This window comes from Psychrobacter sp. DAB_AL62B, from assembly GCF_028895345.1.
Lineage (GTDB): Bacteria > Pseudomonadota > Gammaproteobacteria > Pseudomonadales > Moraxellaceae > Psychrobacter.
Genome location: NZ_SAXC01000002.1, coordinates 384,405 through 408,850, shown reverse-complemented (window position 1 = coordinate 408,850; position 24,446 = coordinate 384,405). Strand labels below are relative to the sequence as shown.

Genomic DNA, 24,446 nt, shown 5'->3' with positions numbered 1-24,446 from the left:
GAATCAGCATCAATGGCTGAGCGCTGCTAATAAGCGTATTTTAGACCAAATAGATATTGATCGCTTGCGTCATAGATTGACGCTAGATTCATACGATTATTGCCGCGGTAATTGACGCAGTAGAAATGAGCGCCGATTTTATCATATTCGTCCGCCGCTATGTTAATACTGACGCGTAAAAGCCGTGCCTAAATAGACACTTATACTGTTAAATACCAAATAAAACAGCTAAACCTGACTAAATTTGACAGTCAGTGACGCCTAAAATAGTAGCGTTACAGTAAAGATTTCAGCAAAAAATAAAAAAAGACATCGCTATTTAAGTGATGTCCTTCTCATGATTCATACCATTTTATTTAGCTGCTATTGAACGCTGCTATCTGCCACTGCTTGCTCAGAGGTTTTCACAGTATTGCTTGTAGTATCTGTATTTGTATTTGTATTTGTATTTGTTGCCACAGTACTCGTAGCAGATGCCGGCACAGCAAAGTATTTTTGATTGATTTTATCGTAAGTGCCATTGGCTTTTATATTGGCCAATGAGGTATTAATTTTTGCTTGTAATTCATCACCTGGGCGTACAGCGATAGCAAAGTTATCATTGATATCAATCTCTTCGCCTTTTAGGGCATAATTACTACCTGATGGTGAGCTTAGCCACTCTATCGCTGGCAGTTTGTCAGATATCATGGCATCGACGCGACCAGCACCCAAATCTAAAAAAGCATTACTTAAAGTATCATATAGCTTCATATCGGCTTTTGGATAAGCTTTTTCTAACCATTGCGAAGAGATGGTTGAACGCTGCGCGGCAATAGAGTGAGAATCAATATCGCTGCTATTGGCTGGATCAAAGGCACTGTCTTTTTTGGCCAAAAAAACCAAGGCATTGCTAAAGTAAGGGTCCGTAAAGGCAACCTGTTGCGCGCGCTCAGGAGTGACTGACATCGCTGCAACAATGGCATCATATTTACCAGCTTTCAGACCGGGGATAATACCGTCCCAATCTTGCGCCATGATGTCACAAGTCATTTTCATATCATCACAGATAGCATTGGCGATCTCAATATCAAAGCCACCCAATGTCCCATCTGCATTGGTATAGTTAAAAGGAGCGTAAGCCCCTTCGGTACCAATACGCAGCACATTATCATCTGTCGAAGCTGCTTTTTTTTCAGCAGTTTCAGCAGCATCTGAGCTGACACTGCCGTTAGACTCATTTTGACCATTACTACAACCAACTAAAGCTAAGATCGCAGCCATTACTAGCATCGGCTTTGAGAAATGCTTACCTGCTACCAACATAGTAGCAGAGGTGCTGGTCATTGAAACTGCAACTGCAACTGGGACAAAATGGTTGCTCATAATCATCCTTGATTTGATTACTAAGTAAAATACTAATAGGCAGTGGTTAAAATAGGTATTGGCTAAAATAATCATTAACCAAAAACAGTATTAGTTCGTCGCTGCTTCTGCTTGCTCTTCTTTGGCAATCACAGCGTTAGCAGTATTGGCATCAGCATTAGCATCATCAACGACCACTACTTCTTTAACGCCACTCGTCACGCCTGCTTTTTGCACAGCAGCGGTTGAGCTGGTTCCAAAGTAACTACCCGTAATTTGATCATAAGTACCGTTGTCTTTTAGCTCAGCCAAGGCTTTATTAAATTTAGCGACTAATGGATCGCCTTTGCGGAAGGCAATACCCATCGCATCGTCACTGGTGCTGATTTCTTGCCCTTTGACTTCGTAGTCTTTACCGGCTTCTGTTTTTAGCCAGTCAAGACCTGTTACTTTATCAGACATCATCGCCCGGACACGACCGGACGTTAGATCTAAATAAGCATTGTCTTGAGTGTCATAAAGCTTAATATCAGCATCAGCATGTTTTTCTTGCAAATACTGCGAGGCAACCGTTGAACGCTGTGAAGCAATTGGCTGACCTTTTAATGCTTCTACATTGACATCATCGCCTTTTTTACCAATTAAGATGATGCCCGTATGAAAATAAGGGTCGCTAAATTCGACGACTTCTTTACGTTCAGGCGTGATGGACATACCCGCAATAGCAGCATCAAACTTCTGCGCATTCAGTCCTGGAATCAAACCATCCCAATCTTGCGAGATGACTTCACATTTCGCTTTCATTTGTGCACATAAAGCATCGACCAGCTCAATCTCGTAGCCGATCAGTTTGCCATCAGCATCAGTATAGCTAAAAGGCTTATAGCTTGATTCTGTCGCGATTTTTATGTTCAAAGGCGCATCAGCAGCAGCATCCGTTTCGGTACTGTCTACGGGTACTGAGCTATTATTACAGCCTGCCAGCATAAGCATTGCTGCGCTAAGTGGCGCTAACCACAAGGCTTTTTTACTTATCGATGATGTCATTGAAATGATCATATTTATTATTCCTTAATATATTTACCAGCCGTGTATTAATCCGCCATTTATGAATCAAAGGCTATTCATCAACGCTATTAATGATAAGCATTGATGAATAGCCATAGATTCAAAGTTAGCAATCAAAGCTTATTGACCAAAGTTCTGCTGTTCAAGACGTGCAAGCTCACCATTACTACGGATTTCGCTAAGCGCTTTATTAAAGTCTTCTTTAATTGCATCACCTTTACGGACAGCAATGGCAATATTATCGTCATTATCAATTTCATCGCCAACGATACCAAACCCTTGTGGGTTGTCTGCTAACCATGATTTGGCTGACACTTTTTCAGCTAACACCGCATCACTACGACCAGATTTTAGGTCTAAATAAGCATTGTCATAGTTATCATATAGCTGAACGGTATTGCCGTCTTTGCCTTCATATTTGTCTTGCAAATAAGCGCCAGGCGTCGTTGAGCGTTGACCACCAAGCGTCAGGTTTTTGATTGATTTAGGATCAAAACTGCCTTTGGTATCGGTCAGCCATACCATAGTGTTGGCAAAGTAAGGCTCGCTGAAATCAACTTTTTCTTGACGTTCGGTAGTGATAGACATACCAGCAATCACCGCATCGTACTTTTGTGCCAATAAGCCTGGAATAATACCGTCCCACTCTTGGGCGACTATTTCACATTTGGCTTGCATCTGCTCACATAAAGCATTGGCAACGTCGATATCGAAACCCGCCAAACTGCCATCGGCATTGGTATAGTTAAAAGGAGGATAAGCGCCCTCGGTGGCGATACGAATGGTCTTGCCAGCTGTTCCTGCTGCGGGTGCATCAGCATTGGTATCAGTGGCTTCATTGGCAGGCTGACTACAAGCACCAAGCATTAGCGCGGCGGTGACGGTCATCGACGACCATAATAGGCGAGAATTCGACATCATGTGTTCCTTAAATTCTGATGGATTTTTTAGTATAAAGGTCTGATATTTTGTGCTCTGACATCCCTGTCCGATGAGTCACTCAGGTAATAGAAGATAGAGGCAGGTGCCATTAGCAACTACCTATAAACCTTTTGATAATACCTGAGTAAAATATCAAAAACAAACGTTTTGCCTACCGGCTGTGATTATAGGGTAATAAAACTACTAACAGAGTTACTCAGGCGTAATCTTGGCCTCTCAAATGTCGCTACAGTGACTGTAACAACGATAAAGCTGTCATCACATAAGATAACATTCGTTTTCTAATTTTGACGATGCTTAGTTTTGACAATGATTAGTTTTGACGATGCGATGCCATAAAATCTTTGACACGCTCAGATTTAGGATTATCAAAGACTTGTTCAGGAGTACCAATCTCTTCAACAACGCCTTGATGTAAGAACACAACCTTGCTCGAAACTTCACGAGCAAAACGCATCTCGTGGGTCACAATCAGCATAGTGCGTCCCTCTGCTGCCAGCTCTCGCATGACGGCAAGCACTTCATTGACCAGCTCCGGATCTAATGCAGAAGTTGGCTCATCAAACAATAGAACCTGAGGCTGCATCGCGAGGGCGCGGGCGATAGCGACACGTTGACGCTGTCCGCCCGATAGATTTGCTGGATACGCATCTTTCTTATCGAGCAGACCAACCTTATCGAGCAGTTTTTCAGCATCGCTAATAGCTTGGTCTTTTTTTATTTTTAAAACTTGCATTGGCCCTTCGATTATATTTTGTATAATCGTTTTGTGCGGCCATAGATTAAAATTTTGGAAGACGAAACCCACGCGCGCGCGCAAGCTTTCTAACTGCTTGATATCAGCCGCTTGCAACTCGCCTGACTTAGCAGGCTTTAGCATCAGCTCGTCATTACCGATGATGATGCGACCCTGATTGGGCTTTTCAAGCAGATTAATACAGCGCAGCAGGGTCGACTTACCTGAGCCGGACGAGCCTAAAATAGAAATGACGTCGCCATCATAGGCGGTGAGAGACACCCCTTTTAGCACATCCAATGAGCCGAAGCTTTTATGGAGGTCTTGTAAATCTAAGGCGATAGGCCGAGTCGGATTCTTTGCAGTATCAAGCATGGTTTAGCAGACTTCCAATAAATATGAGTGAAAATATGAATAAAAAAGAGAGGTAGAAAAATGGCAAGATCTATAGCTGCTGATCTTCAGCTTTTGGACGTTAAAATAGCCTCTATAAAATAAAGCCCATAACGCACAATCAGTTATAGGCCTCATTTTATCATCTTAATACTGTTAGCGCTGTTTTATCTACTGAATTAGTAAGTTGAAATATGCTCTTCGCTCTCGCTACCATCCATTATTTCTGCATCATCAGCAGTCGCCACGGCGACATCATCATTACTACCGACGGCCATACCTTCGTTAGTGTTGGCATCTATACTGTCATCGGCACTTGCAACAGCAATATCATCAGAGCTGCCTGCAGTGGCAACGCCCGTCGCCTCCTCTTCTACCGCAGTCTGTGCATCGACTGCTGGTGCAGCTTCTATAGGAGCCTCTTCTTTTTTACCGCAGGCGCTTACCGTTAATGCCACTGCTACCAATCCCACAGTCAGCCAGCTTTTATATATGCCAGCTTTTTGCACCTGATTATTGTCAATTGCCATTTTTATTCTCCATTTTCAGTATTGAGCATTTAAGCATTATTATTAACAGTTACTTAGAAATTGCTGAAAAACCATGTAACCGCTTATGACTTACTATACTCACGATTGATAACCACTACCTTAGCAATTACAGCGGACTTCTGTTAAAAATACGTAACCATAAACTGGTCTTAAAATAGCGGCTACCTCATTAAATGGACAAGACTAAATATATAGAATTAAGCATAAAAAAATAACGTCGTAAAAAGACACTGTAACGCTTGCAGAAACAGTCTTTGTTCACAAAATCGACTTTACTATCGTCGTAATCTCCTCTATGTTAAATAGCAGAGCGCCATAAGGGTGCTAAAAACCATATCTTTGTAGATTATTGATGATATTTGGCAGCTTTACTGCCTTTTTAGTTACTTTTACAGCTACTTTAGCTGCTTTTATTTATTTTCGACAATTTTATAAAAATCTAGGGTCTATCATTACGGGTCTACAAACCGCTAATTTATAAATATAAGGAATAAGATTTATGAGTCAATCGAATACCACAGATATTACCGCTTATATGCAAACGGTCGGTAAGCAAGCGCGCGCGGCATCAAGGGCACTCGCTGCTGCTAATACTGGCGATAAAAACTCAGCACTTATGGCGATTCATGAAACGCTCAAAGATGCCAAACAAGATGTTTTGGCCGCCAATAAAATCGACATGGATAATGGGCAAAAGAACGATTTAGATGCGGCTTTACTTGATCGCTTAGAGTTAAATGACGCGCGCTTCGACGCTATGCTACAAGGTTTAAAAGACGTCGCGGCGCTGCCCGACCCTATTGGTGAAGTTACTGACATGACTTATCAGCCATCCGGTATTCATCTAGGTAAAATGCGTGTGCCACTTGGTGTGGTTGGTATGATTTATGAATCGCGTCCGAACGTGACTTTAGAGGCTGCCTCTTTGGCGCTAAAGTCGGGCAACGCTATCATCCTGCGTGGTGGTTCTGAGGCATTTGAATCCAATCAAGCGATTGCTAAGTGCATTTTAAAAGGGTTACAGAAAGTCGCTATGTCTGGGCATAGTGTCCAAGTGCTAGAAACCACCGACCGCGCTGCCGTCGGTGAGCTTATTACCATGACTGATTATGTCGATGTCATCGTACCACGTGGCGGTAAAGGCTTGATTGAACGCATCAGCCGTGATGCACGCGTCCCAGTTATCAAACACCTAGACGGTAACTGCCATACCTTTATCGATAGCGATGCGGATGCTGAGATTGCCATTAAAGTAAGCGTTAATGCTAAAACCCATCGCTACGGCACTTGTAATACCATGGAAACCCTGTTGGTTGATGAATCCGTTGCCAATGAGCTATTACCAAAAATTGCTGAAGCAATCATAAAAGCTGATGATGCCATGCAACTGCGCCTTGATGATAAGTCACAGGCTATCTTGAATGACAATGCCAAGCTTAAAGGTCATTTATCAGCCGCTACCGCTGAGGACTGGGATACCGAATATCTCGCTCCTATCTTAGCGATTAAAATCCTATCCGGTATTGATGAAGCGATTGAACATATTAATACCCATGGCAGTCATCATACCGACGTTATCATTACCGATAACTATACTAAGTCGCAACGCTTTATTCGTGAAGTCGACTCAGCAAGCGTGATGATTAATGCCTCTAGCCGTTTTGCAGATGGTTTCGAGTATGGTCTTGGCGCTGAAATTGGCATCTCAACCGACAAGATTCACGCGCGTGGACCCGTTGGACTCGAAGGTCTGACCTCACAAAAGTGGATTGTTTATGGTCATGGCGAAACGCGTGCCTAACGCATTACTTCTTCACTACAATTTATAGCTTTACTTAAAGTATAATTGACACAAAACGTCAGCTTAATTGCTGGCGTTTTTTTATTATTAATAAATATGTTATATATGACATATAAAAGCTATTTACATAGTAAAAATAATCGATAGGACGATGGCACCCATGCAAAGTGGCACAATTAAGCATTGGAATTCAGATAAAGGCTATGGCTTTATCAATGTCGATAATCAAAGTGAAGATGTGTTTTTTCATGTGAGTACAGTGCGGTTATCACAGCCAATCAACGAAGGGCAACGCGTCTATTTTAATAGTGAGCGTAATGAAAAAAATCAATTAAGAGCTACTGAAGTGACCTCTAATGAGTTGAGAATATTAGAAACCGCAGATTCAAAAAGTTCAGTGTTAAATTTAGCTCATCGCCGTGCAAAAAATACTGGTCGAAATGACTCCAAGAGTACTCAAACAAATCATAAAATAAAAAACCATCGTAACAGTCAACATAAAAAAAGCACCCTATCTACTTTATTTAGCATCATCGCCATTATTGCCATAGCGGTTTATTTTTTTGCCGACTTAAAAACTAGCTTTTTTGCAGATGGCACGCAACCGACTACGATATCGCAGACTTCCTCTGAATCAGCCAGCACCTCAAACGCAACTGCTATCACCGGTGATGTGCAGATAGATCGAACCATTGCGCTGATTCAGCAAGGTGGTCCTTTTCCTTATCCTAATAAAGATGGCACGACGTTTTATAATCGAGAAGGCAGCTTGCCTACGCAGTCACAAGGCTACTATCGCGAATATACCGTACCCACGCCAGGTGTTTCTCACCGCGGCGCCAGACGCATTGTCACCGGCGGTTATCCACCGACCATTTATTATTTGACTATCGATCATTATGATAGCTTCAAAAAACTGGAGGTAAACTGATATGAGCCAAGCGATTTATTACATTAATCAAAACAGCTCTGCCCTTATTGGCAGTATTCCTGAACAAGCGATTAACATCCCTACTGGCGACGTCTTAAATAAAGAAACTCTATTGACTAGCTTAGCAAAAGTAGGTAGTTTCCCCAGTTATTTTTCGCATAACTGGGACAGTGCTTGGGACTGTTTGACTGATAGCGATATAAAATACCTAAAGATTTACTTAAATGAGGTGGAAAAAATAAATACTGAGGACTTTAATGTCTTTAAACGCATCGTTGAGGACGCCTATAACGATTTTGGCAAACCACAATTATGGATTATTGTGGCATCAAACGACTGATTTTAGTCGCTAATATCACAAGAATCTGAATTCGAGATAAAAACAGATTTATCCCGAATTCAGGTTAATTTATAGAGTTATATTTATAGAAAGGATTAACTTATGGAAGTTACATTAAATGGATATTACACGCTAATATTTGCAACACTAGTGCTGTTACTTGGGCGCTTCTTGGTTAAAAAAATTAAGTTCTTAGAGGACTTTAATATTCCAGAGCCTGTCGCGGGTGGTCTAGTTGCTGCCGCAATTGTTTATGCGCTTAATTTGCTATGGGGTTATACTTTTAACTTTCACCAAGGTCTACAAACAGCGACCATGCTGATGTTTTTTGCCTCAATTGGTCTGAGTGCCGATTTTGGACGCCTTAAAGCGGGTGGCTCACCGTTACTCATTTTTACCATCGTTGTATCTGTTTTTATTGTTTTACAGGATGTGGTTGGGGTAGCAATGGCAAGCGCACTTGGGCTTGATCCGCTGCTCGGTTTGGTCACAGGTTCTATCGCTCTAACAGGCGGGCATGGTACTGCAGGGGCATGGGGTGTTGTGTTAGAAGAACAATACGGTGTGGTTGGCGCCACAACACTCGGTATTGCCGTTGCGACTTATGGTTTGGTTGCAGGCGGTCTGGTTGGTGGTCCTGTTGCACGCAGATTGATCAATAAAATGGGCATTAAGCCAGCACCCATAAATCCAAATCAAAGTGACGTTGAAAAGCTTGCTGGTCAGCAGTCTTTATACAGTACCAAACATACCGAAGATAGTGATGACAGACATGAAGAGATGTTTGAAAAGCCGGATAACATTCGTCTGATTACCGCTTCTTCTACCATTGAAAGTCTGGCATTATTTGCAGGCGCTTTAGCGTTTGCCGATTTGATGACCATCGTTGCAGAGGGCACGGCATTTGAGTTGCCAACCTTCGTTTGGGCATTGGCAGGCGGCGTGATTATTCGTAATGCGCTGACCATGGTCTTTAACTTTGATATGTTTGACCGCGCGATTGATGTGATTGGTAATGCTTCGTTAAGCCTATTCTTAGCCATGGCGCTGTTATCCCTAAAACTGTGGGAGTTGACAGATTTGGCGGGACCGGTCTTGATAATCTTACTCGTACAAACTGCCGTCATGATTGCTTATGCTTATTTTGTCACCTTTAGAATCATGGGCAAAGATTATGATGCCGCCGTTTTGGCAGCCGGACATTCTGGTTTTGGTATGGGTGCAACGCCAACGGCTATTGCTAATATGCAGGCAGTTACTGATCGCTATTTGCCGTCACCAAAGGCATTTTTGATTGTACCGATGGTTGGTGCTTTCTTTGTCGATATCGTTAACGCGACGGTATTGCAGATATTTACTAAGATACCGTTCTAAGCTATTAATGCAACGTAATTAGACTAAAATGAATAAGGCTGGACTACGATAATGTAGCTCAGCCTTTTTTAATACTCGATTATTCTTGTGCACTCATTGCCATAGTATCGTCCATTAAATTACCATGTACATGACAACCAAACAATAAACAGCCAAAAAATGTTCTAAGGAATTCTTTTTTTATACTATCGTCAGGCTTATGATAACTATCAGCTTTTAGCCTAACTCTTATATTACTAATGACATTTTTTGTATGTTCTATAGCTTCATTTTCTTGTTCAAGTAAATCTAGCTCATTTGCTACTCGATAATTTTCAGCCTCAGCTTGAGATTCAGCCAACGATTTGACTTCGTTTTCAAGCGTAACTTGTTTCATCCTATGCCATTTATCTTGATCAGCTTGGTAGATGGCATACCATATCCATTCCCATGAATCATCTATATAATTATCTGAAACCATTTCACTTGCCAGCTCATATTCGCCTATTATTGCATAAAGGTTAGCAATATCTAAGTTATCACACTGGGTGTTTTTCTGTAATTGACTTAATAGCATTAATGCTTGTTGCCTATTTCCTATCAAAATATACAGTCGAGTTTGATTGAGTAAAAGCTTATATTTTTCATCATCTAATATAGCTTGCGATATTGCTGCCCCAAAATCATAGCTATTCAGATTTTCTAATAATTGTATACACTGTAAAAAATAACTAAGCGCTCGATCATAGTCATCCAACATAGTACAGCTACATGCAATATTGTTATATAAACCGATAGGAATTAGTGGGTACAACTGACGATGTTTGAGTGGCGCATTAGAATACTTATCCATAGCTATCAAACAGTACTTTATAACTTCCTGATAGTGCTCGACAGACTTAAAAGCAAAGCTATCGTCTGTTAACCCAACATCAAAGCTGAGCATTTGAGCATAGCTCGCATATGGATAATAAGACTGTGGTTGCAGAAGAAGAGCCTGTTTTTGTAATTCTATACCCCTCTTTTCTTCACTCCAGTACTCTCGATTTAGTTGAAATGCTAAATTATGGGTATTTTCTATCGAAGGATTAGTTTGGTAAGCTTTTTCTAAATACTCTAAGTCCTTATCACCCTCTGGATTTTCGATATAGTAAAGCGCAATTATCGCTAATAAATTATCATCATCAGGATGCTGCCCTAACTGCTCGAGTAATTCATCTATATCATAGTCTGTCATTTTTATTACTCTTTAACGGCTGTCTATTGAAGATTTAGCTTGTAATCCATAACCTATACCAAGCTATCATTATATTACTCACAAAAAAACCGCCTAGCCATTAAGCTAAGCGGTTTTTTGTTTGATAAAACTCTTAATAAGAGCAGATTAAAAATTACTGGTTTTTAGCATAGACAGGGAGCTCTTTACAGATAGCTTCTACTTTACTACGTACTTCAGCGGTGACTGTTTCATCGCCGCGGCTGTCTAGTACATCACAAATCCAACCTGCCAATTCAGCGGCTTGCGCTTCATTGAAACCACGAGTAGTAATCGCTGGTGTACCAATACGAACACCTGAAGTCACAAACGGTGATTTAGGATCGTTTGGTACTGCATTTTTATTCACAGTAATGTGCGCATCGCCAAGCCATTTGTCCGCTTCTTTACCAGTCATTTCTTGCTTCACTAAGCTGATCAGCATCAGATGGTTTTCAGTACCACCAGAGATGATTTCATAGCCACGGTCGATGATTACTTTCGCCATTGCTTGGGCGTTTTTAACCACTTGCTGCTGATAAGTTTTGAAGTTGTCTTCTAATGCTTCTTTGAATGATACCGCTTTGGCAGCGATAACGTGCATTAATGGACCACCTTGGTTGCCTGGGAATACCGCTGAGTTTAGCTTTTTCGCCAGCTTCTCATCACGAGCAAGAATCATACCTGAGCGTGGACCACGTAAGGTTTTATGCGTTGTGGTAGTAACCACATCCGCAAAAGGTACTGGGTTTGGATAAACACCACCAGCAACTAGGCCAGCAACGTGTGCCATGTCAACTAACAAATAAGCGCCAACTTCATCAGAGATCTCACGGAAACGCGCCCAATCGACCACTTGTGAATACGCTGAAAAACCAGCGATGATCATTTTAGGTTTGTGCTCTTTTGCCAAACGCTCAACTTCGTCATAATCGATAAGACCAGTTTCTTCAACCAAGCCATACTGTACCGCGTTGTAGTTCAAACCTGAGAAATTGATATGCGCGCCATGCGTCAAGTGACCACCCGCGTCTAAGCTCATACCAAGAACCGTATCATTGGCATCTAACAATGCTAAGAAAACAGCAGAGTTTGCTTGGCTACCAGAATGCGGCTGGACGTTGACATACTCGGCACCGAATAGCTCTTTTGCACGGTCAATGGCCAATTGTTCAACGACGTCGACGTGCTCACAACCACCGTAATAACGCTTACCAGGATAGCCTTCAGCGTATTTATTGGTCAGGTCAGTACCTTGCGCTTCCATAACCGCTTGTGAGCAGTAGTTCTCTGAAGCGATAAGCTCAATGTGGTTTTCTTGACGAACGCTTTCAGCAGCCATGGCTTCAGCAAGTACGGGATCAAAATCTTTGATAGAAATATCTTTAAACATAGTAAAATCCTAAGTTGTGACTGTCGTTAGTAGTAACTTTCATTGAAAAGAAGTGAGTAACAAAAGAAGTTTGAAGTAGGCAAGCAAAAGTAGTCTGCTTGTTATTAGCTTGTCAGATTTAACAATAAATTCGATACGCGCTTGCATCGATATCATCGCTAAAGTTTAAGTGTAACATGAAAATTTATGTTACGACCGCAAAAAAATCTCACCTTATATTGAGTAGCCTACATGATGATATTTATTTCTTAAAAATATATATCAATCAGTATTTTGCGAACACATAACCCAAATACAAACTATAAGACACTTATTAACTAAAAACCTCTTAATAATAAAGAGTAAAATAATAGTTGACCAATTGGTCGATCATTTTATTTTGCTAATGAAGCATTTAAAGGTCCAGCTGTGTTTGACAGAATTGCGGCAAAAACGTCTCACTAATCAGTAATTTGCGCCCATACCAATCATAAAGCGTCTGCCGTTGCCAGCCATCTGCTGTATGTTCGATAAAGCGTTGATTAGGCAATATGCGACTGCGCTTAAACAATACATAGCCAATCGGTGTGCTTTTTAACTGTTGAAGACGGCGCGCGCGACCCTGCAAACTTGATAATGGGAAAATACTTTGAGCTTGCACCCACGGCAGCTCATCATTGCCATATAGCTGCGCCTCACGTACCCACGCTAATAATGGTCGACTCAACGCTGCGCCTTGCAGCCCTAATTGCTTTTTTTGTATTAAAGACAATAACCGATAACCCTCAAAGCTGCGTTTTACGCGTAGCGGCTGCCCCGCTTTTGCCTCTAGCAAGGCAGTAAGAGAGCCTTCGGTATTTAGCCAAGATAATAGCTCAGCCGGAGGTGATGAATTGGTAATACAAGAAAGAGTACTGGTCATAGTTTATGGCTAATAGGCGCTTATTAAATAGAAGCTTGTTAAAGAAGAAAGAAGATTAATCATTGCTATAGTCAGGTCTAAATAAAAAAGATACAAGTCAAACAGTGCGTTGCTGGTATAAAATTTCCTCGCTTGCTGTGCGCTTTGCACTCCAGAGGCTTCGAAAAATTCATTCCAGCAACGCTGTATTCTTTTAAAAGTGTATGAACTATATCAAACATTAGTACTATCAAACGTTGGCATATTATCAATATTAAATGGCAAAGCCTCAAATGCCTGCTTTCGATACTGCGCCATATGTAGACGATCTTTAGCACAAAAATCGCCAATCGCTGGTACAAAGCGCGAATCATAAATGCGATGTAAAGAGTGCGTTTTAGTAGGAATAAAGCCACGAATCAGTTTATGCTCGCCTTGGGTGCCGGGGTCAAAATAAATTAAGCCTTGCTCGATCGCAAAATCAATACCTTGATAATAACACAGCTCAAAGTGCAAGCTATCATACTCACCAAGCGCACCCCAGTAACGACCGTACAAAGTCGCATTTTTACTATCGGGTTTATCATATAAAAACAAACTACTAGCGATAACTTCACCATTTACGTCAACGGCTTGCGCCAACATTAGGTGCTCAGCCATACCATTCGCCAGTGCTTTAAAAAAATCCATGGTTAAATAAGGCTGTTGTCCACGTATGGCATAGGTCATCACATAACAATGATAAAACGTTTTCCAGTCAGCCTCAGTAATCTCATCACCGCATTTTCGCTGGCAAGTGATACCTTGCTCGGCGACTTTTCGTCGCTCAGCACGAATGGTTTTACGCTTTTTGGCTCTGAGCGTCGCTAAAAACCCTTCAAAGTCAGTAAATGGTTCATCATTTTGACTGAGATTTTTATTTTGCCATAAAAACTGGCAGCCCTGGCGCTCAAGTATCGGTGTATAAGCAAATGTCGAATCAAAAGCAGGATTTTGGGCTTCAACACCAAGATTGATATCGCTATCAACGGGCATTAACGTGGTTGCGATAGCAGCAAACTCAGGCGTGACAAACAGTCCATGCCAACCTGACGCACCAACTTGCTGAGCAATATCATCTACTCCTGCAATCGCAGTTTGCACAATCTCAGCATTCAGTTTTTCGCCACGCGCCAACCATAAACGCTCGCCAGTGACTGGGGTATAAGGTGCACTAGTGACTAGCCGAGGATAATAGTCGAGACCATACTGTGCATATGCCTGCGCCCACGCATGATCAAATACAAACTCGCCTTGATGATGACCCTTTACAAATACTGGCATCACCGCAATTGGCTCTGATATATCTAATGGCGATGATGACAATGGTGCCAATGATGCTGTTGAAGAATCTGTTATCGCTGTGCTGCTAGAATCCTCTACGCGATATATCAACACATAAATAGGTAACCAGCCCGCCTGCTCGCCAATCGCTCCGGTGTCACTGAGCGCCTGCCAAAAAGCGAATGACATAAAAGGGGTGTCTGGTATTTGCCACTCTGCTCGATTCTGCCAGCTCATATCGCCAAGTAGTGCGTACTGTAAACTCATAATGCTCACTTTTTATTTTTGTACAAGCCTAGCCTAGCAAAATTCCACTCATATGCTGTCACAATTTGCAGACTAAATGAGTAAAATAGATAAAAACGCTCTCTACCTAATTATAAATCAACCATAAAAAAAGCTATCTACAGGAATATAGATGACTTTTTATGATTGATTTGCTTTTTAAAATAGCATTAGAGGCGGCTTGTCTGTTACTTGTATCTACAATGTGACTATGCGCTTTATTATTTATATTAAAGAATAGCGTTTGTATAGAAAGGATGAAATTTTATCAGATGACTGGTAGAATAAGGCTCTTAATAGCTTAATGTAATTCAGATATATTAGAAACAAGCGAAAACGCTACACTTAGTTCATTATGCGAGATTGACATCGCAGCTGATTTATAATTAGTTAACTATAATGTGGCGTCCGCCATTCACTTTCAGGTAGTTCAGACAAGACAGTCAAATTGCCTTCTTAACGAAAGAAAAACTCTAAGTAGACTCGAAAGTCTTCAAGAGACTGCCTATAAAAAAACAGCTATAAGCTATTTAGTCTAACCGCATGGCCCATTATTACATAAGGGCTGTATAGCATTATTAAATTATATTTGTGCCTTATTATTAATTACAATCAAAAGGAATGTCCTACTAATGTCAAAAATTATTTATACAAAAACTGACGAAGCACCAGCGCTAGCGACCCTCTCATTTTTGCCTATTGTTAAAGCTTTTACTCACACGGCAGGCATTGAGGTTGAAAGCACTGATATCTCTGTTGCAGCGCGCGTGCTGGCTGAATTCCCTGAATACTTAAACGAAGAACAACGCGTTCCTGATAACCTCGCTGAGCTTGGTCGACTAACGCAAGATCCTAATACCAATATTATTAAACTGCCTAACGTCAGTGCCTCTATCCCCCAGCTAAAAGCCTGTATTAAAGAGTTACAAGACAAAGGCTATGCGATACCTGATTTCCCAGATGATCCAAAAACCGATGAAGAGACAGAAATTCGTCAGCGCTACGGCAAAAGCCTAGGCAGCTCGGTGAATCCTGTATTGCGTGAAGGTAACTCAGATCGCCGTGCACCGAAAGCGGTCAAAAACTACGCGCGCAAACATCCGCATTCTATGGGTGAATGGAAACAGTGGTCACAGACGCACGTATCACACATGCACAGCGGCGACTTCTATGCTGGTGAGCAATCTATCACTCTAGATAAAGCGCGTACCGTACGTATGGAGCGCGTCGCTGAAGATGGCACTATTAATGTCTTCAAATCAGGAATTGCTTTGCTGGACAAAGAAGTCATCGACCTGATGTTTATGAGCAAAAAAGCATTGCTTGAATTTTATGAGCGTGAAATGGAAGATTGCCGCGAAGCCGGTATTTTATTTTCATTGCACGTAAAAGCCACCATGATGAAAGTATCGCATCCTATCGTATTTGGGCATGCGGTTAAAACATATTATAAAGATGCCTTTAGCAAACATGGCGCTTTCTTTGACGAGTTAGGTATTAACGTTAATAACGGCATGGCAAGTTTGTATGAAAAAATTGCCGAGTTGCCAGCCAGTAAGCGTGAAGAGATTGAGCGCGATTTACATGCTTGCCAAGTACATCGTCCACGCCTTGCTATGGTTGATTCATCAAAAGGTATCACCAACTTCCATTCGCCAAGTGACGTGATTGTCGATGCTTCTATGCCGGCTATGATTCGCTCAGGTGGTAAAATGTGGGGCGCCGATGGAAAAATGTATGACTGTAAAGCCGTCATGCCTGAGTCCACCTTTGCTCGTATCTATCAAGAAATGATTAACTTCTGTAAATGGCACGGCAATTTTGATCCAACGACGATGGGTACTGTCCCTAACGTTGGCTTGATGGCACAAAAAGCAGAAGAATATGGCTCGCATGATAAAACCTTCGAAGCGAGCGATTCGGGTATGGCTCGTATTGTTGACGAAGAAACCGATGAAGTATTGCTTGAACAGCGTGTTGAAAAGGGCGACATTTGGCGCATGTGTCAGGTAAAAGATGAGCCTATCCAAGATTGGGTGAAACTTGCAGTACGCCGCGCACGCGAATCAGATACGCCAGTTATCTTTTGGTTAGACCCTTACCGTCCACACGAAAATGAGTTGATCAAAAAAGTTCAAACCTACTTAAAAGATTACGACACCGATGGTCTGCATATTGAAATCATGTCGCAGGTTCGTGCGATGCGTTATACCTTAGAACGCGTTGCTCGTGGTCTTGATACGATTTCTGCTACTGGTAATATCTTACGTGATTACCTCACTGATTTATTCCCAATTCTAGAGTTAGGAACGAGTGCTAAAATGTTGTCAGTCGTACCGCTTATGAAAGGCGGCGGTTTGTTTGAAACGGGCGCTGGTGGTTCAGCACCTAAGCACGTTCAACAATTGCTTGAAGAAAACCATTTACGTTGGGATTCATTAGGTGAGTTTTTAGCCTTGACGGTATCTTTGGAGCATTTGGCACAGAATGACGGTAACACCAAGGCTCAAGTATTGGCGGATACGCTTGATACGGCGACCGAAAAACTGTTATTAAATGACAAGTCGCCATCACGTAAAACTGGTGAACTAGATAACCGTGGTAGTCACTTCTATCTGACCATGTACTGGGCACAAGAGCTGGCTGCGCAAGATCAAGACAGCGATCTAAAAGCACAATTTGCGCCACTTGCGCAACAGTTAGAGAGCAATGAAGCAAGTATCGTTAAAGAGCTAAACGAAGCTCAGGGCAAACCTATCGATCTTAAAGGCTACTACTTAGCAGATGAAGCATTGGCTGAGCAAGCGATGCGTCCAAGTGCCTTATTCAATGATATATTAGCGTCATTGTAATTGGCTCTAAACCAGCTTTAAATTATCTATAAACTGAGCTCAGCTAGCTGGGCTCAAGTTAGAAAAAACAAAACACCTCAAAGGTTTTAGATTTTTGAGGTGTTTTTTTGGCTGTCATTTTTGAGGACGTTAGATTTTTGAGGGTTTTGGATTTATGAGAATTTTTCAACCGCATAAAAATTCATCCCAGCAGCCCTGCCTCGTTTTTGAAGTGTTTAGCTATAATTTAAGTAATAAAGCTCATCATACAATTAAGCATTCATATGCTTGATAATCGCTTTACCAAACTCAGAAGTACTTAGTAGGATGGCATCCGGCATCAAGCGCTCAAAGTCATAAGTAACGGTTTTGTTTTTAATAGCGCCTTGGATACCTTTGATTACCAAGTCAGCCGCCTCAAGCCAGCCCATATCTCTTAACATCATCTCAGCAGAAAGAATCAATGAACCTGGATTCACTTTATTTTGTCCTGCATACTTTGGCGCTGTACCATGAGTCGCTTCATAGACCGCAATAGCGCCACCCTTATTGGCACCTGGGGCGATGCCGATACCACCGACTTCTGCTGCTAGCGCATCAGAGATGTAATCACCGTTTAGGTTCAACGTCGCAATTACTGAGTAGTCGGCAGGACGCATCAGTATTTGCTGTAAGAACGCATCAGCAATCACATCTTTGATAATAATCTCGTGACCCGTCTTTGGATTTTTCATCGTCATCCAAGGACCGCCATCTAGCAATTGGGCACCAAAGCGCTCGGTGGCAAGCTCATAACCCCATTCTTTAAACGCGCCTTCCGTGTACTTCATAATATTACCTTTATGTACGAGCGTCACACTGGGTAAATCGTTGTCGATGGCATGTTGGATTGCTTTACGGACCAGACGCTGCGTCCCTTCTTTTGACACCGGCTTGATACCGATACCACAATTTTCTGGAAAACGAATCTTCGTAACGCCCATCTCTTCTTTTAAAAACTTAATGACTTTGATCGCATCTTCACTACCCGCTTTCCACTCGATACCCGCATAGATATCTTCTGAGTTTTCACGGAAAATAATCATGTCGGTCAATTCAGGATGATGAACGGGGCTTGGAACGCCTTCGAACCAACGGACAGGACGCTGACAAACGTATAGATCAAGTTCTTGACGAAGGGCTACATTTAAGGAGCGCATACCACCGCCTACTGGCGTGGTCAGTGGGCCTTTGATACTGATAACATAATCCCGTAAGATTTCAAGCGTCTCTTCTGGCATAAATTCGCCATCGTAGATTTTGGCAGCTTTTTCGCCGCAATAGGTTTCCATCCAAACGATTGATTTCTTACCTTTGTACGCTTGTTCTACCGCCGCATCGACCACTTTAATCATGACAGGCGTGATATCTACGCCAATACCATCACCTTCGATAAAGGGAATAATAGGATGGTTTGGCACATTGAAGGATAAATCCGCGTTTACCGTTATTTTTTCGCCGTCTCTTGGTACGATAACCTTGTTATATGACATGATGTGATGCTCCTTAATATATATTATGTGTTTTAAGCTTCCTTGGCATTCTGTTATGCTAGCTGTTTTGTCATGGTGATGACAGCATTATAAATGTTTGTACAATAAGATAAACTTAAGATGCGACACGCCATTAGCTTTATGCTTTATCCATGTATTAATTTTTATAATGTATGACCTGCTATCAGTCATTTTATTTTTGGGAAACGCTATTTTATGTCCAGCTCTAGCCTTATTTTATTTAACAAACCTTACGGAGTACAAAGCCAATTCCGTGATGACAGCAATAATGACCACACCACCCTATCAGAATATTTTACGGACAAATCTCTTAGAATCGCTGGTCGGCTTGATGCAACCTCAGAAGGGCTGCTGATTTTGACCAGCGATGGACGAATTAATAAGGCCATTACTCAACCACCATCTGCTAAGAATTTTGCGCAAAACAAACAAAAACAAGGCAAGACTTATTTGGTGCAAGTGGAAGGTGTGGCAACTGCTGCGCAGCTAAACGAGCTGGCATCTGGGGTTGTATTAAAAGATGGGAAAACCTTGCCAGCATCCGCTGTGTTGGTCGCTGAAGCAGAATTACCTATGACATTATGGCAACGCGATCCGCCCATTCGTGAGCGTAAAAATATACCGACGTCATGGTTGATGCTCACTATATATGAAGGTAAAAATCGCCAAGTTAGGCGGATGACGGCGCATGTAGGGCTACCTTGTCTGCGCCTGATTCGCTGGTCAGTTGCAGGGTTTGAGCTTGGGGAATTGGGCGTTGGCGAGTTTGTGCGCATTCACCTAAATAGCGGACATTGTCAGCAATTAGGCATTTGAAATTAACCTATCATTTTTCCTTTATTAGCTCTAAAGCGCTTAACTGTTGTACTCAGCAAACATATTACGACAGGTTAAACATAGCGTCTCGAACGGGTAAGGTTTATCTGTTAAGATTTCAACCTACGTTATATATGAGCTGCTTGCTTTATTTGCTTATTGTTTATCTTATTTTTGATCGTTTGTCTTATTTATAGTAAGGATATATCATGACCGCTTCTCATCGCTTTGCCTTGTTCGCTACTGGTATTTCTGCTGCTCTGTTGCTAAGTGCTTGCCAGCCAACAGCAGATAATAGCGAGGTGATGCCAGCACAAGAAGCGACAGCGACTGAGCAGTCTGAAATTCCTGATGATATGGACGCTCATGCTGGTCTTGATATGACTGAAGGCGACGCTATAGTAGACGAGACGCAAATGACGGACATGCTCAAAGATTATACGAAGTCGATGACCAGTATGCATAATGAGATGATGGTTGGTATGGGTTATAACGATCCTGATACGGCGTTTGCAAAAAGTATGCTGGGTCATCATCGCGGTGCCATAGATATGGCAAAGATTGAGCTGAAATATGGTAATAATGACGAGATGCTTAAGCTTGCAGAAGACATTATTAACTTACAACAGCTTGAGATTGATATTATGAACAAATGGCTTGCCAGCCACCCTGATGCTCCCAAGCCTAAGCCCAACACCGAAGCCATGCAACAAGCATATGCGAGAAGCATGGATATCTTGAGTGGTGATATGGTGTTGGGTATCGCTGATCCTGATCCCGACATGGCGTTTGCGCGCGGTATGCTTGCGCATCACATTGGCGCAGTGGATATGGCAAAAGTACAGCTCAAATACGGTACTGATGAAGAAATGCGTCAATTAGCACAAGACATCATCGATGCCCAGCAGCCTGAAATCGAAGTAATGCAAGACTGGATTAGCAGAACATCATTTGATGCAGTAGAGAGTAATAATCTAACTGATAGTGCTCAGTAGATGCTAGATGCTAGATGCTAGAAAGATAACTCTTAAAAACAGCCTAATTCATTATAGATTTTTAATTTACAGATATTACCGCTTAACTGAGTATTTAAACAAGGAAGTGGTATCATCCCCCATACGATATAATCCATAGAGGTCTATATGTTAGTTAATTTGATACGAGAAGGTTTAGGACGAATCATTGCTGCTATGAGTGTATTGACTCAAGGTAAGCCAATGGTACGCAGTCAGGAACAGCAAGCGCAAGTGACTGCTGCCTGTAAAAATTTATCACTATATCAATTTTATGCCTGTCCTTTTTGTATAAAAGTGCGCCGTCAAATGCATCAATTAAATTTGCCCATCGAATTTCGAGATATAAAAAATAACCCACAACTTCGCAGTGAGCTCGCTGAGAATGGTGGGCGCGTCAAAGTACCTTGTTTGCGTATTGAAGAAAATGGTGACGTTCAGTGGATGTATGAATCAAATGATATTATTGCTTATTTACAGCAACGCTTTAGCTAATATTTCTGATAAGTGAAAGTCATTATTGGCTCGGGTTAGCAACAGCCTATTAATAACAGCCTAACCCGACCATTTATTAATCAGATCGAGTCACGCTCATTCCTTACTAACCCTAGCTACTCTACATTGATTTAAAAATTTTTATCCCTTCAAGACTTAACAAAGTCAGGTGTCAACCATTTATCAAACCCTAACTTTTCCAGCTTTAAGTTCACCTTATGCGGGCGGGCTGTAGCTACTTTATCTTGTTGGCTATCATTTATCTCACTTTCCACATTCACTGCTACGCTGACACACATCAGCTCATCACGGCGAAAAAGATGGCACTCAACGGCGCACGATGCATGACTGAGGGTTGCCAACTGCTTATTATCAACTTTGATACCATCAAGAGCAATGATGACATCATGGGCAGATATGCCTGCTTTAGCAGCAGTGCTTCCACGTCGTACCTGATTCACCTTGAGTCCAACTGGCGTTTCAGTACAGCGCATACCCCACGGTATTGACTTATCAGCCGTCTCTTTAGTATTACTATGCACCGTGATACCGTTTGCCGCTAGCAGCGCTTCTATCGGCAGCTCTTCAACGCCATTGACATAATGACACTCAAATTCTTCCCAATCTGCCAACGGCATAAACTGCCCTATCACTACACCCATATCGGCACTACTGATACCGATACGTTTATTGTCATTTTGCTTAGCTTGATTATAAAAAGCTTTAACCACATCAAACAAACGATAACGACCCTCACTTTTTGCAAGCAGCGTTAGATCTAAACATAACGCCACCAATGCGCCTTTATTATAGTAGCTGATACCAGCATTGCTGGTATTTTCATCGTTCCGATATAGCTTAATCCACGCATCAAAACTCGACTCTGCAACACTTTGATGCGCGCGACCAGGGGTTTGATAGTAGCGATTAACCTGTTCTGCCAGTAGTTTGAGATAGCTTGCTTTGTCAATAACACCTGACGCTTGCAGCATAAAATCATCAATATAAGAGGTAAAACCTTCAAATACCCATAGCAATGGCGTGAATGCCTCGCGACGTAAATCCACATCCAGCATCACATCTGGACGGACGGTTTTTACCCACCATGCATGAAAATACTCATGGCTACATAGACCTAAAAAGCGCTGATAATCGGTGCTCGGAACTTCTGGCTCATTAGCACTTGGTAAATCACGACGCGGGGTAATGAGACTGGTAGAGTTGATATGCTCTAGACCGCCATAATCTTGCCCGCTGGCATACGTCATAAAGGTGTAGTCATTGAATGGCGCATCACCTAGCCAGTTAAGATAGCTCTGACAGATTTGAGTGACGTCTTGCTGTAACCGTCCCATATTAGCATTATGCTTACCGGAGAGAAAAAAGCGATGGCTGAGCGTTTGGTGCTTATGGTCTTGAATGATAAAATCAAACTTCTCTTGTACAGCGATCTCAAATGGGTAATCAATTAATTCATGGTAGCTGTTAGCTTGCAGACTATACGCTTGCTGTGTATCGCTCTGTAAATGTGTGGCATCAAGTCCACATGCCAGTAAGACGTTGTCTTTATCTTTATCGGCAAAAAATGCTACTGGCACGATTAAACTGACTTGTACAGCTGACTGCTCTTGCCCATCAACGGCTAACGCTAAAGAGGTAAAATTACCATAGAGACGCTGCTGGTCTACATAGGCAGTGCGCACCGATAAATCATAACAGTAAACTTCGTAATGGACTTTTAGTGTCTGCCCTGCTTTAACTTCTGGTAACTGCCACGTATGTTTATCTGTTTTTTGGGCACGATAGTATTCGGAGTATTCATTATTTTCGTTTGCTGTTTGATAATGTACCGCCGTAATGTTTCGAGCAAACTCCCGTATCAAATAACTGCCTGGAATCCATGCCGGTAACCATAAGCTAGAAGCGTCTGTCTTTGCGGTGAAAGTGAGCGTGGCATCCACTAAATGTTCAAAAAAACGCTCAAAGTTAAATTGGTAATGGATATCGCATATCTGCTGATTAGAAGCATGTGAAGATAAAGTCATGGTCGTTTATTATCCTTATGTTTGTAGCTATGGTAGAAGTCATTAGCGAAAAACGCAACTGGCTGACCTTAAACAAGCAAGATGCTAATTAGAAAATATGATAAAAATTTTGGTTAATTTACTTAATTATGCGATTAATTGGCTTTTTTTATTATTTTAACCTTGAAAGTTATGGGAGTTATCGCAATTAAAGAGGCTAACTGCTAAAGTTACCCTAATAAACTGATGATAATTGACTAATGACGTGGCTTTTTGGCTGGCTGATTGGCTTTTTTAGGTTTATTGCAACCGTATTTAAATTTTAATATCAATATATTTAGGATAATTTATGACTACTATCGCAAAAGATACTGCCGTCAAGTTCAACTACACGCTAAAAGACGACGAAGGTAATATCCTTGACCAGTCTCCAGAAGGTCAACCGCTTGCTTATTTGCATGGCCATAGCAATATCATTCCAGGTCTTGAGCAACAACTAGAAGGCAAATCTGCTGGCGAAAGAGTCAATGCTGTCGTTGAGCCTGCTGATGGTTATGGCGAATACCAAGCACAAGCGGTACAACACGTACCACGTGATAACTTCCAAGGCGTTGATGATATCCAGCCTGGTATGCAGTTTCAGTCAGAAGCTGGCGGTCAAGTGATGCTGGTAACTGTTACTGAAGTCAATGATGACGAAGTAATCGTTGATGCGAACCACCCATTAGCGGGTAAGCGTTTGACTTTTGATGTTGAAATCCAAGAAGTACGCGCAGCTACTGAAGATGAACTAAACCATGGTCATGTCCATGGCGCTGGTGGCGTTGAGCACTAATCTCTGGTAGATGTAGTGAGAAATGCTTGGGCGATGAATGATTATAAAACTCATCGTCTAATAGTAAAAGGTCAGTAGAGAGTTCTACTGACCTTTTTTTATGGGTAACTTTTAACAAGCTTTTATCTAAATTATCATTCTTTAGAATTAACAAATGTTAGATGTAACAAAGCCGCATAACGACAAGCATTATGCGGCTTTTATCACCAACCATCCATGTTAATGTTATTCGATACTTAATCCCGAAGTATCTTATAACGGTCAGGCATCCAGCCTTATCATCC

The 24,446-nt window shown here is 41.8% G+C and carries 20 protein-coding genes; 9 read left to right on the top strand and 11 right to left on the bottom strand.

All coding sequences use genetic code 11. From position 1 onward, the window contains the following. Positions 1 to 363: 363 nt before the first annotated feature. From EPB74_RS04675 to EPB74_RS04655, 5 genes are all read right to left on the bottom strand, one after another. Positions 364 to 1,365, bottom strand: a complete 1,002-nt coding sequence (locus tag EPB74_RS04675; RefSeq protein WP_274903042.1) for an ABC transporter substrate-binding protein — start codon at positions 1,363 to 1,365, stop codon at positions 364 to 366. Between the two features lie 90 nt (positions 1,366 to 1,455). Next, positions 1,456 to 2,403: a transporter substrate-binding domain-containing protein gene (locus tag EPB74_RS04670; protein WP_274903041.1), complete on the bottom strand. Its 948-nt coding sequence runs from the start codon at positions 2,401 to 2,403 to the stop codon at positions 1,456 to 1,458. Between the two features lie 129 nt (positions 2,404 to 2,532). Then, complete coding sequence (locus EPB74_RS04665) at positions 2,533 to 3,330, bottom strand: transporter substrate-binding domain-containing protein (RefSeq protein ID WP_446740017.1); 798 nt, start codon at positions 3,328 to 3,330, stop codon at positions 2,533 to 2,535. A 337-nt stretch (positions 3,331 to 3,667) separates the two neighbouring features. Beyond that, positions 3,668 to 4,465, bottom strand: coding sequence for an ABC transporter ATP-binding protein (locus EPB74_RS04660; RefSeq protein ID WP_274903039.1), 798 nt, complete (start codon positions 4,463 to 4,465; stop codon positions 3,668 to 3,670). Positions 4,466 to 4,662: 197 nt separating this feature from the next. Next, entirely contained in the window at positions 4,663 to 5,013 is a 351-nt protein-coding gene (locus tag EPB74_RS04655; protein WP_274903037.1) for a hypothetical protein, read from the bottom strand. 520 nt (positions 5,014 to 5,533) lie between these two features. Here EPB74_RS04655 and EPB74_RS04650 point away from each other — a divergent pair. From EPB74_RS04650 to EPB74_RS04635, 4 genes are all read left to right on the top strand, one after another. Beyond that, positions 5,534 to 6,835: a glutamate-5-semialdehyde dehydrogenase gene (locus EPB74_RS04650; protein ID WP_274903036.1), complete on the top strand. Its 1,302-nt coding sequence runs from the start codon at positions 5,534 to 5,536 to the stop codon at positions 6,833 to 6,835. A gap of 160 nt (positions 6,836 to 6,995) precedes the next feature. Beyond that, positions 6,996 to 7,766: a ribonuclease domain-containing protein gene (locus tag EPB74_RS04645; protein ID WP_274903035.1), complete on the top strand. Its 771-nt coding sequence runs from the start codon at positions 6,996 to 6,998 to the stop codon at positions 7,764 to 7,766. Position 7,767: 1 nt separating this feature from the next. Then, complete coding sequence (locus EPB74_RS04640) at positions 7,768 to 8,106, top strand: barstar family protein (protein WP_274903034.1); 339 nt, start codon at positions 7,768 to 7,770, stop codon at positions 8,104 to 8,106. A gap of 102 nt (positions 8,107 to 8,208) precedes the next feature. Next, a complete protein-coding gene (locus EPB74_RS04635) occupies positions 8,209 to 9,480 on the top strand; it encodes a sodium/glutamate symporter (protein ID WP_079690819.1) in 1,272 nt (423 codons plus the stop codon). A 79-nt stretch (positions 9,481 to 9,559) separates the two neighbouring features. On the opposite strand, the gene EPB74_RS04630 is transcribed toward EPB74_RS04635, so the two are convergent. The 4 genes from EPB74_RS04630 to EPB74_RS04615 form a co-directional block, all read right to left on the bottom strand. Further along, positions 9,560 to 10,696 (bottom strand): hypothetical protein, encoded by a 1,137-nt coding sequence (locus EPB74_RS04630; protein WP_274903033.1) that lies wholly within the window; start codon positions 10,694 to 10,696, stop codon positions 9,560 to 9,562. 154 nt (positions 10,697 to 10,850) lie between these two features. Then, a complete protein-coding gene (gene glyA / locus EPB74_RS04625; RefSeq protein ID WP_274903032.1) occupies positions 10,851 to 12,107 on the bottom strand; it encodes a serine hydroxymethyltransferase in 1,257 nt (418 codons plus the stop codon). A 394-nt stretch (positions 12,108 to 12,501) separates the two neighbouring features. Then, a complete protein-coding gene (locus tag EPB74_RS04620; RefSeq protein ID WP_274903031.1) occupies positions 12,502 to 13,008 on the bottom strand; it encodes a chorismate--pyruvate lyase family protein in 507 nt (168 codons plus the stop codon). Between the two features lie 213 nt (positions 13,009 to 13,221). Continuing rightward, positions 13,222 to 14,577, bottom strand: coding sequence for a GNAT family N-acetyltransferase (locus EPB74_RS04615; RefSeq protein ID WP_274903030.1), 1,356 nt, complete (start codon positions 14,575 to 14,577; stop codon positions 13,222 to 13,224). A 650-nt stretch (positions 14,578 to 15,227) separates the two neighbouring features. On the opposite strand from EPB74_RS04615, the gene EPB74_RS04610 reads away from it, so the two are divergent. Beyond that, positions 15,228 to 17,447, top strand: coding sequence for an NADP-dependent isocitrate dehydrogenase (locus tag EPB74_RS04610; protein ID WP_274903029.1), 2,220 nt, complete (start codon positions 15,228 to 15,230; stop codon positions 17,445 to 17,447). A gap of 251 nt (positions 17,448 to 17,698) precedes the next feature. Here the strand turns inward: EPB74_RS04610 and icd are convergent, their stop codons facing one another. Next, positions 17,699 to 18,958, bottom strand: a complete 1,260-nt coding sequence (gene icd / locus EPB74_RS04605; protein ID WP_274903028.1) for an NADP-dependent isocitrate dehydrogenase — start codon at positions 18,956 to 18,958, stop codon at positions 17,699 to 17,701. Between the two features lie 216 nt (positions 18,959 to 19,174). Between icd and EPB74_RS04600 the strand changes: the two genes are divergently transcribed. The 3 genes from EPB74_RS04600 to EPB74_RS04590 all read left to right on the top strand — a co-directional run bounded on the left by EPB74_RS04600 (position 19,175) and on the right by EPB74_RS04590 (position 21,303). Next, positions 19,175 to 19,795 (top strand): rRNA large subunit pseudouridine synthase E, encoded by a 621-nt coding sequence (locus EPB74_RS04600; protein WP_274903027.1) that lies wholly within the window; start codon positions 19,175 to 19,177, stop codon positions 19,793 to 19,795. A gap of 209 nt (positions 19,796 to 20,004) precedes the next feature. After that, a complete protein-coding gene (gene copM / locus EPB74_RS04595) occupies positions 20,005 to 20,790 on the top strand; it encodes a CopM family metallochaperone (RefSeq protein WP_274903026.1) in 786 nt (261 codons plus the stop codon). A 147-nt stretch (positions 20,791 to 20,937) separates the two neighbouring features. Then, on the top strand, positions 20,938 to 21,303 hold the full coding sequence (locus tag EPB74_RS04590) for a glutathione S-transferase N-terminal domain-containing protein (protein ID WP_274903025.1): 366 nt from the start codon (positions 20,938 to 20,940) through the stop codon (positions 21,301 to 21,303). Positions 21,304 to 21,452: 149 nt separating this feature from the next. On the opposite strand, the gene EPB74_RS04585 is transcribed toward EPB74_RS04590, so the two are convergent. Next, the gene (locus tag EPB74_RS04585; RefSeq protein ID WP_274903024.1) at positions 21,453 to 23,348 is read right to left on the bottom strand and encodes a M61 family metallopeptidase; all 1,896 of its coding nucleotides are present in this window, start codon (positions 23,346 to 23,348) and stop codon (positions 21,453 to 21,455) included. Positions 23,349 to 23,676: 328 nt separating this feature from the next. On the opposite strand from EPB74_RS04585, the gene EPB74_RS04580 reads away from it, so the two are divergent. Continuing rightward, complete coding sequence (locus tag EPB74_RS04580; protein ID WP_079690809.1) at positions 23,677 to 24,162, top strand: FKBP-type peptidyl-prolyl cis-trans isomerase; 486 nt, start codon at positions 23,677 to 23,679, stop codon at positions 24,160 to 24,162. The last annotated feature ends 284 nt before the right edge of the window (positions 24,163 to 24,446 follow it).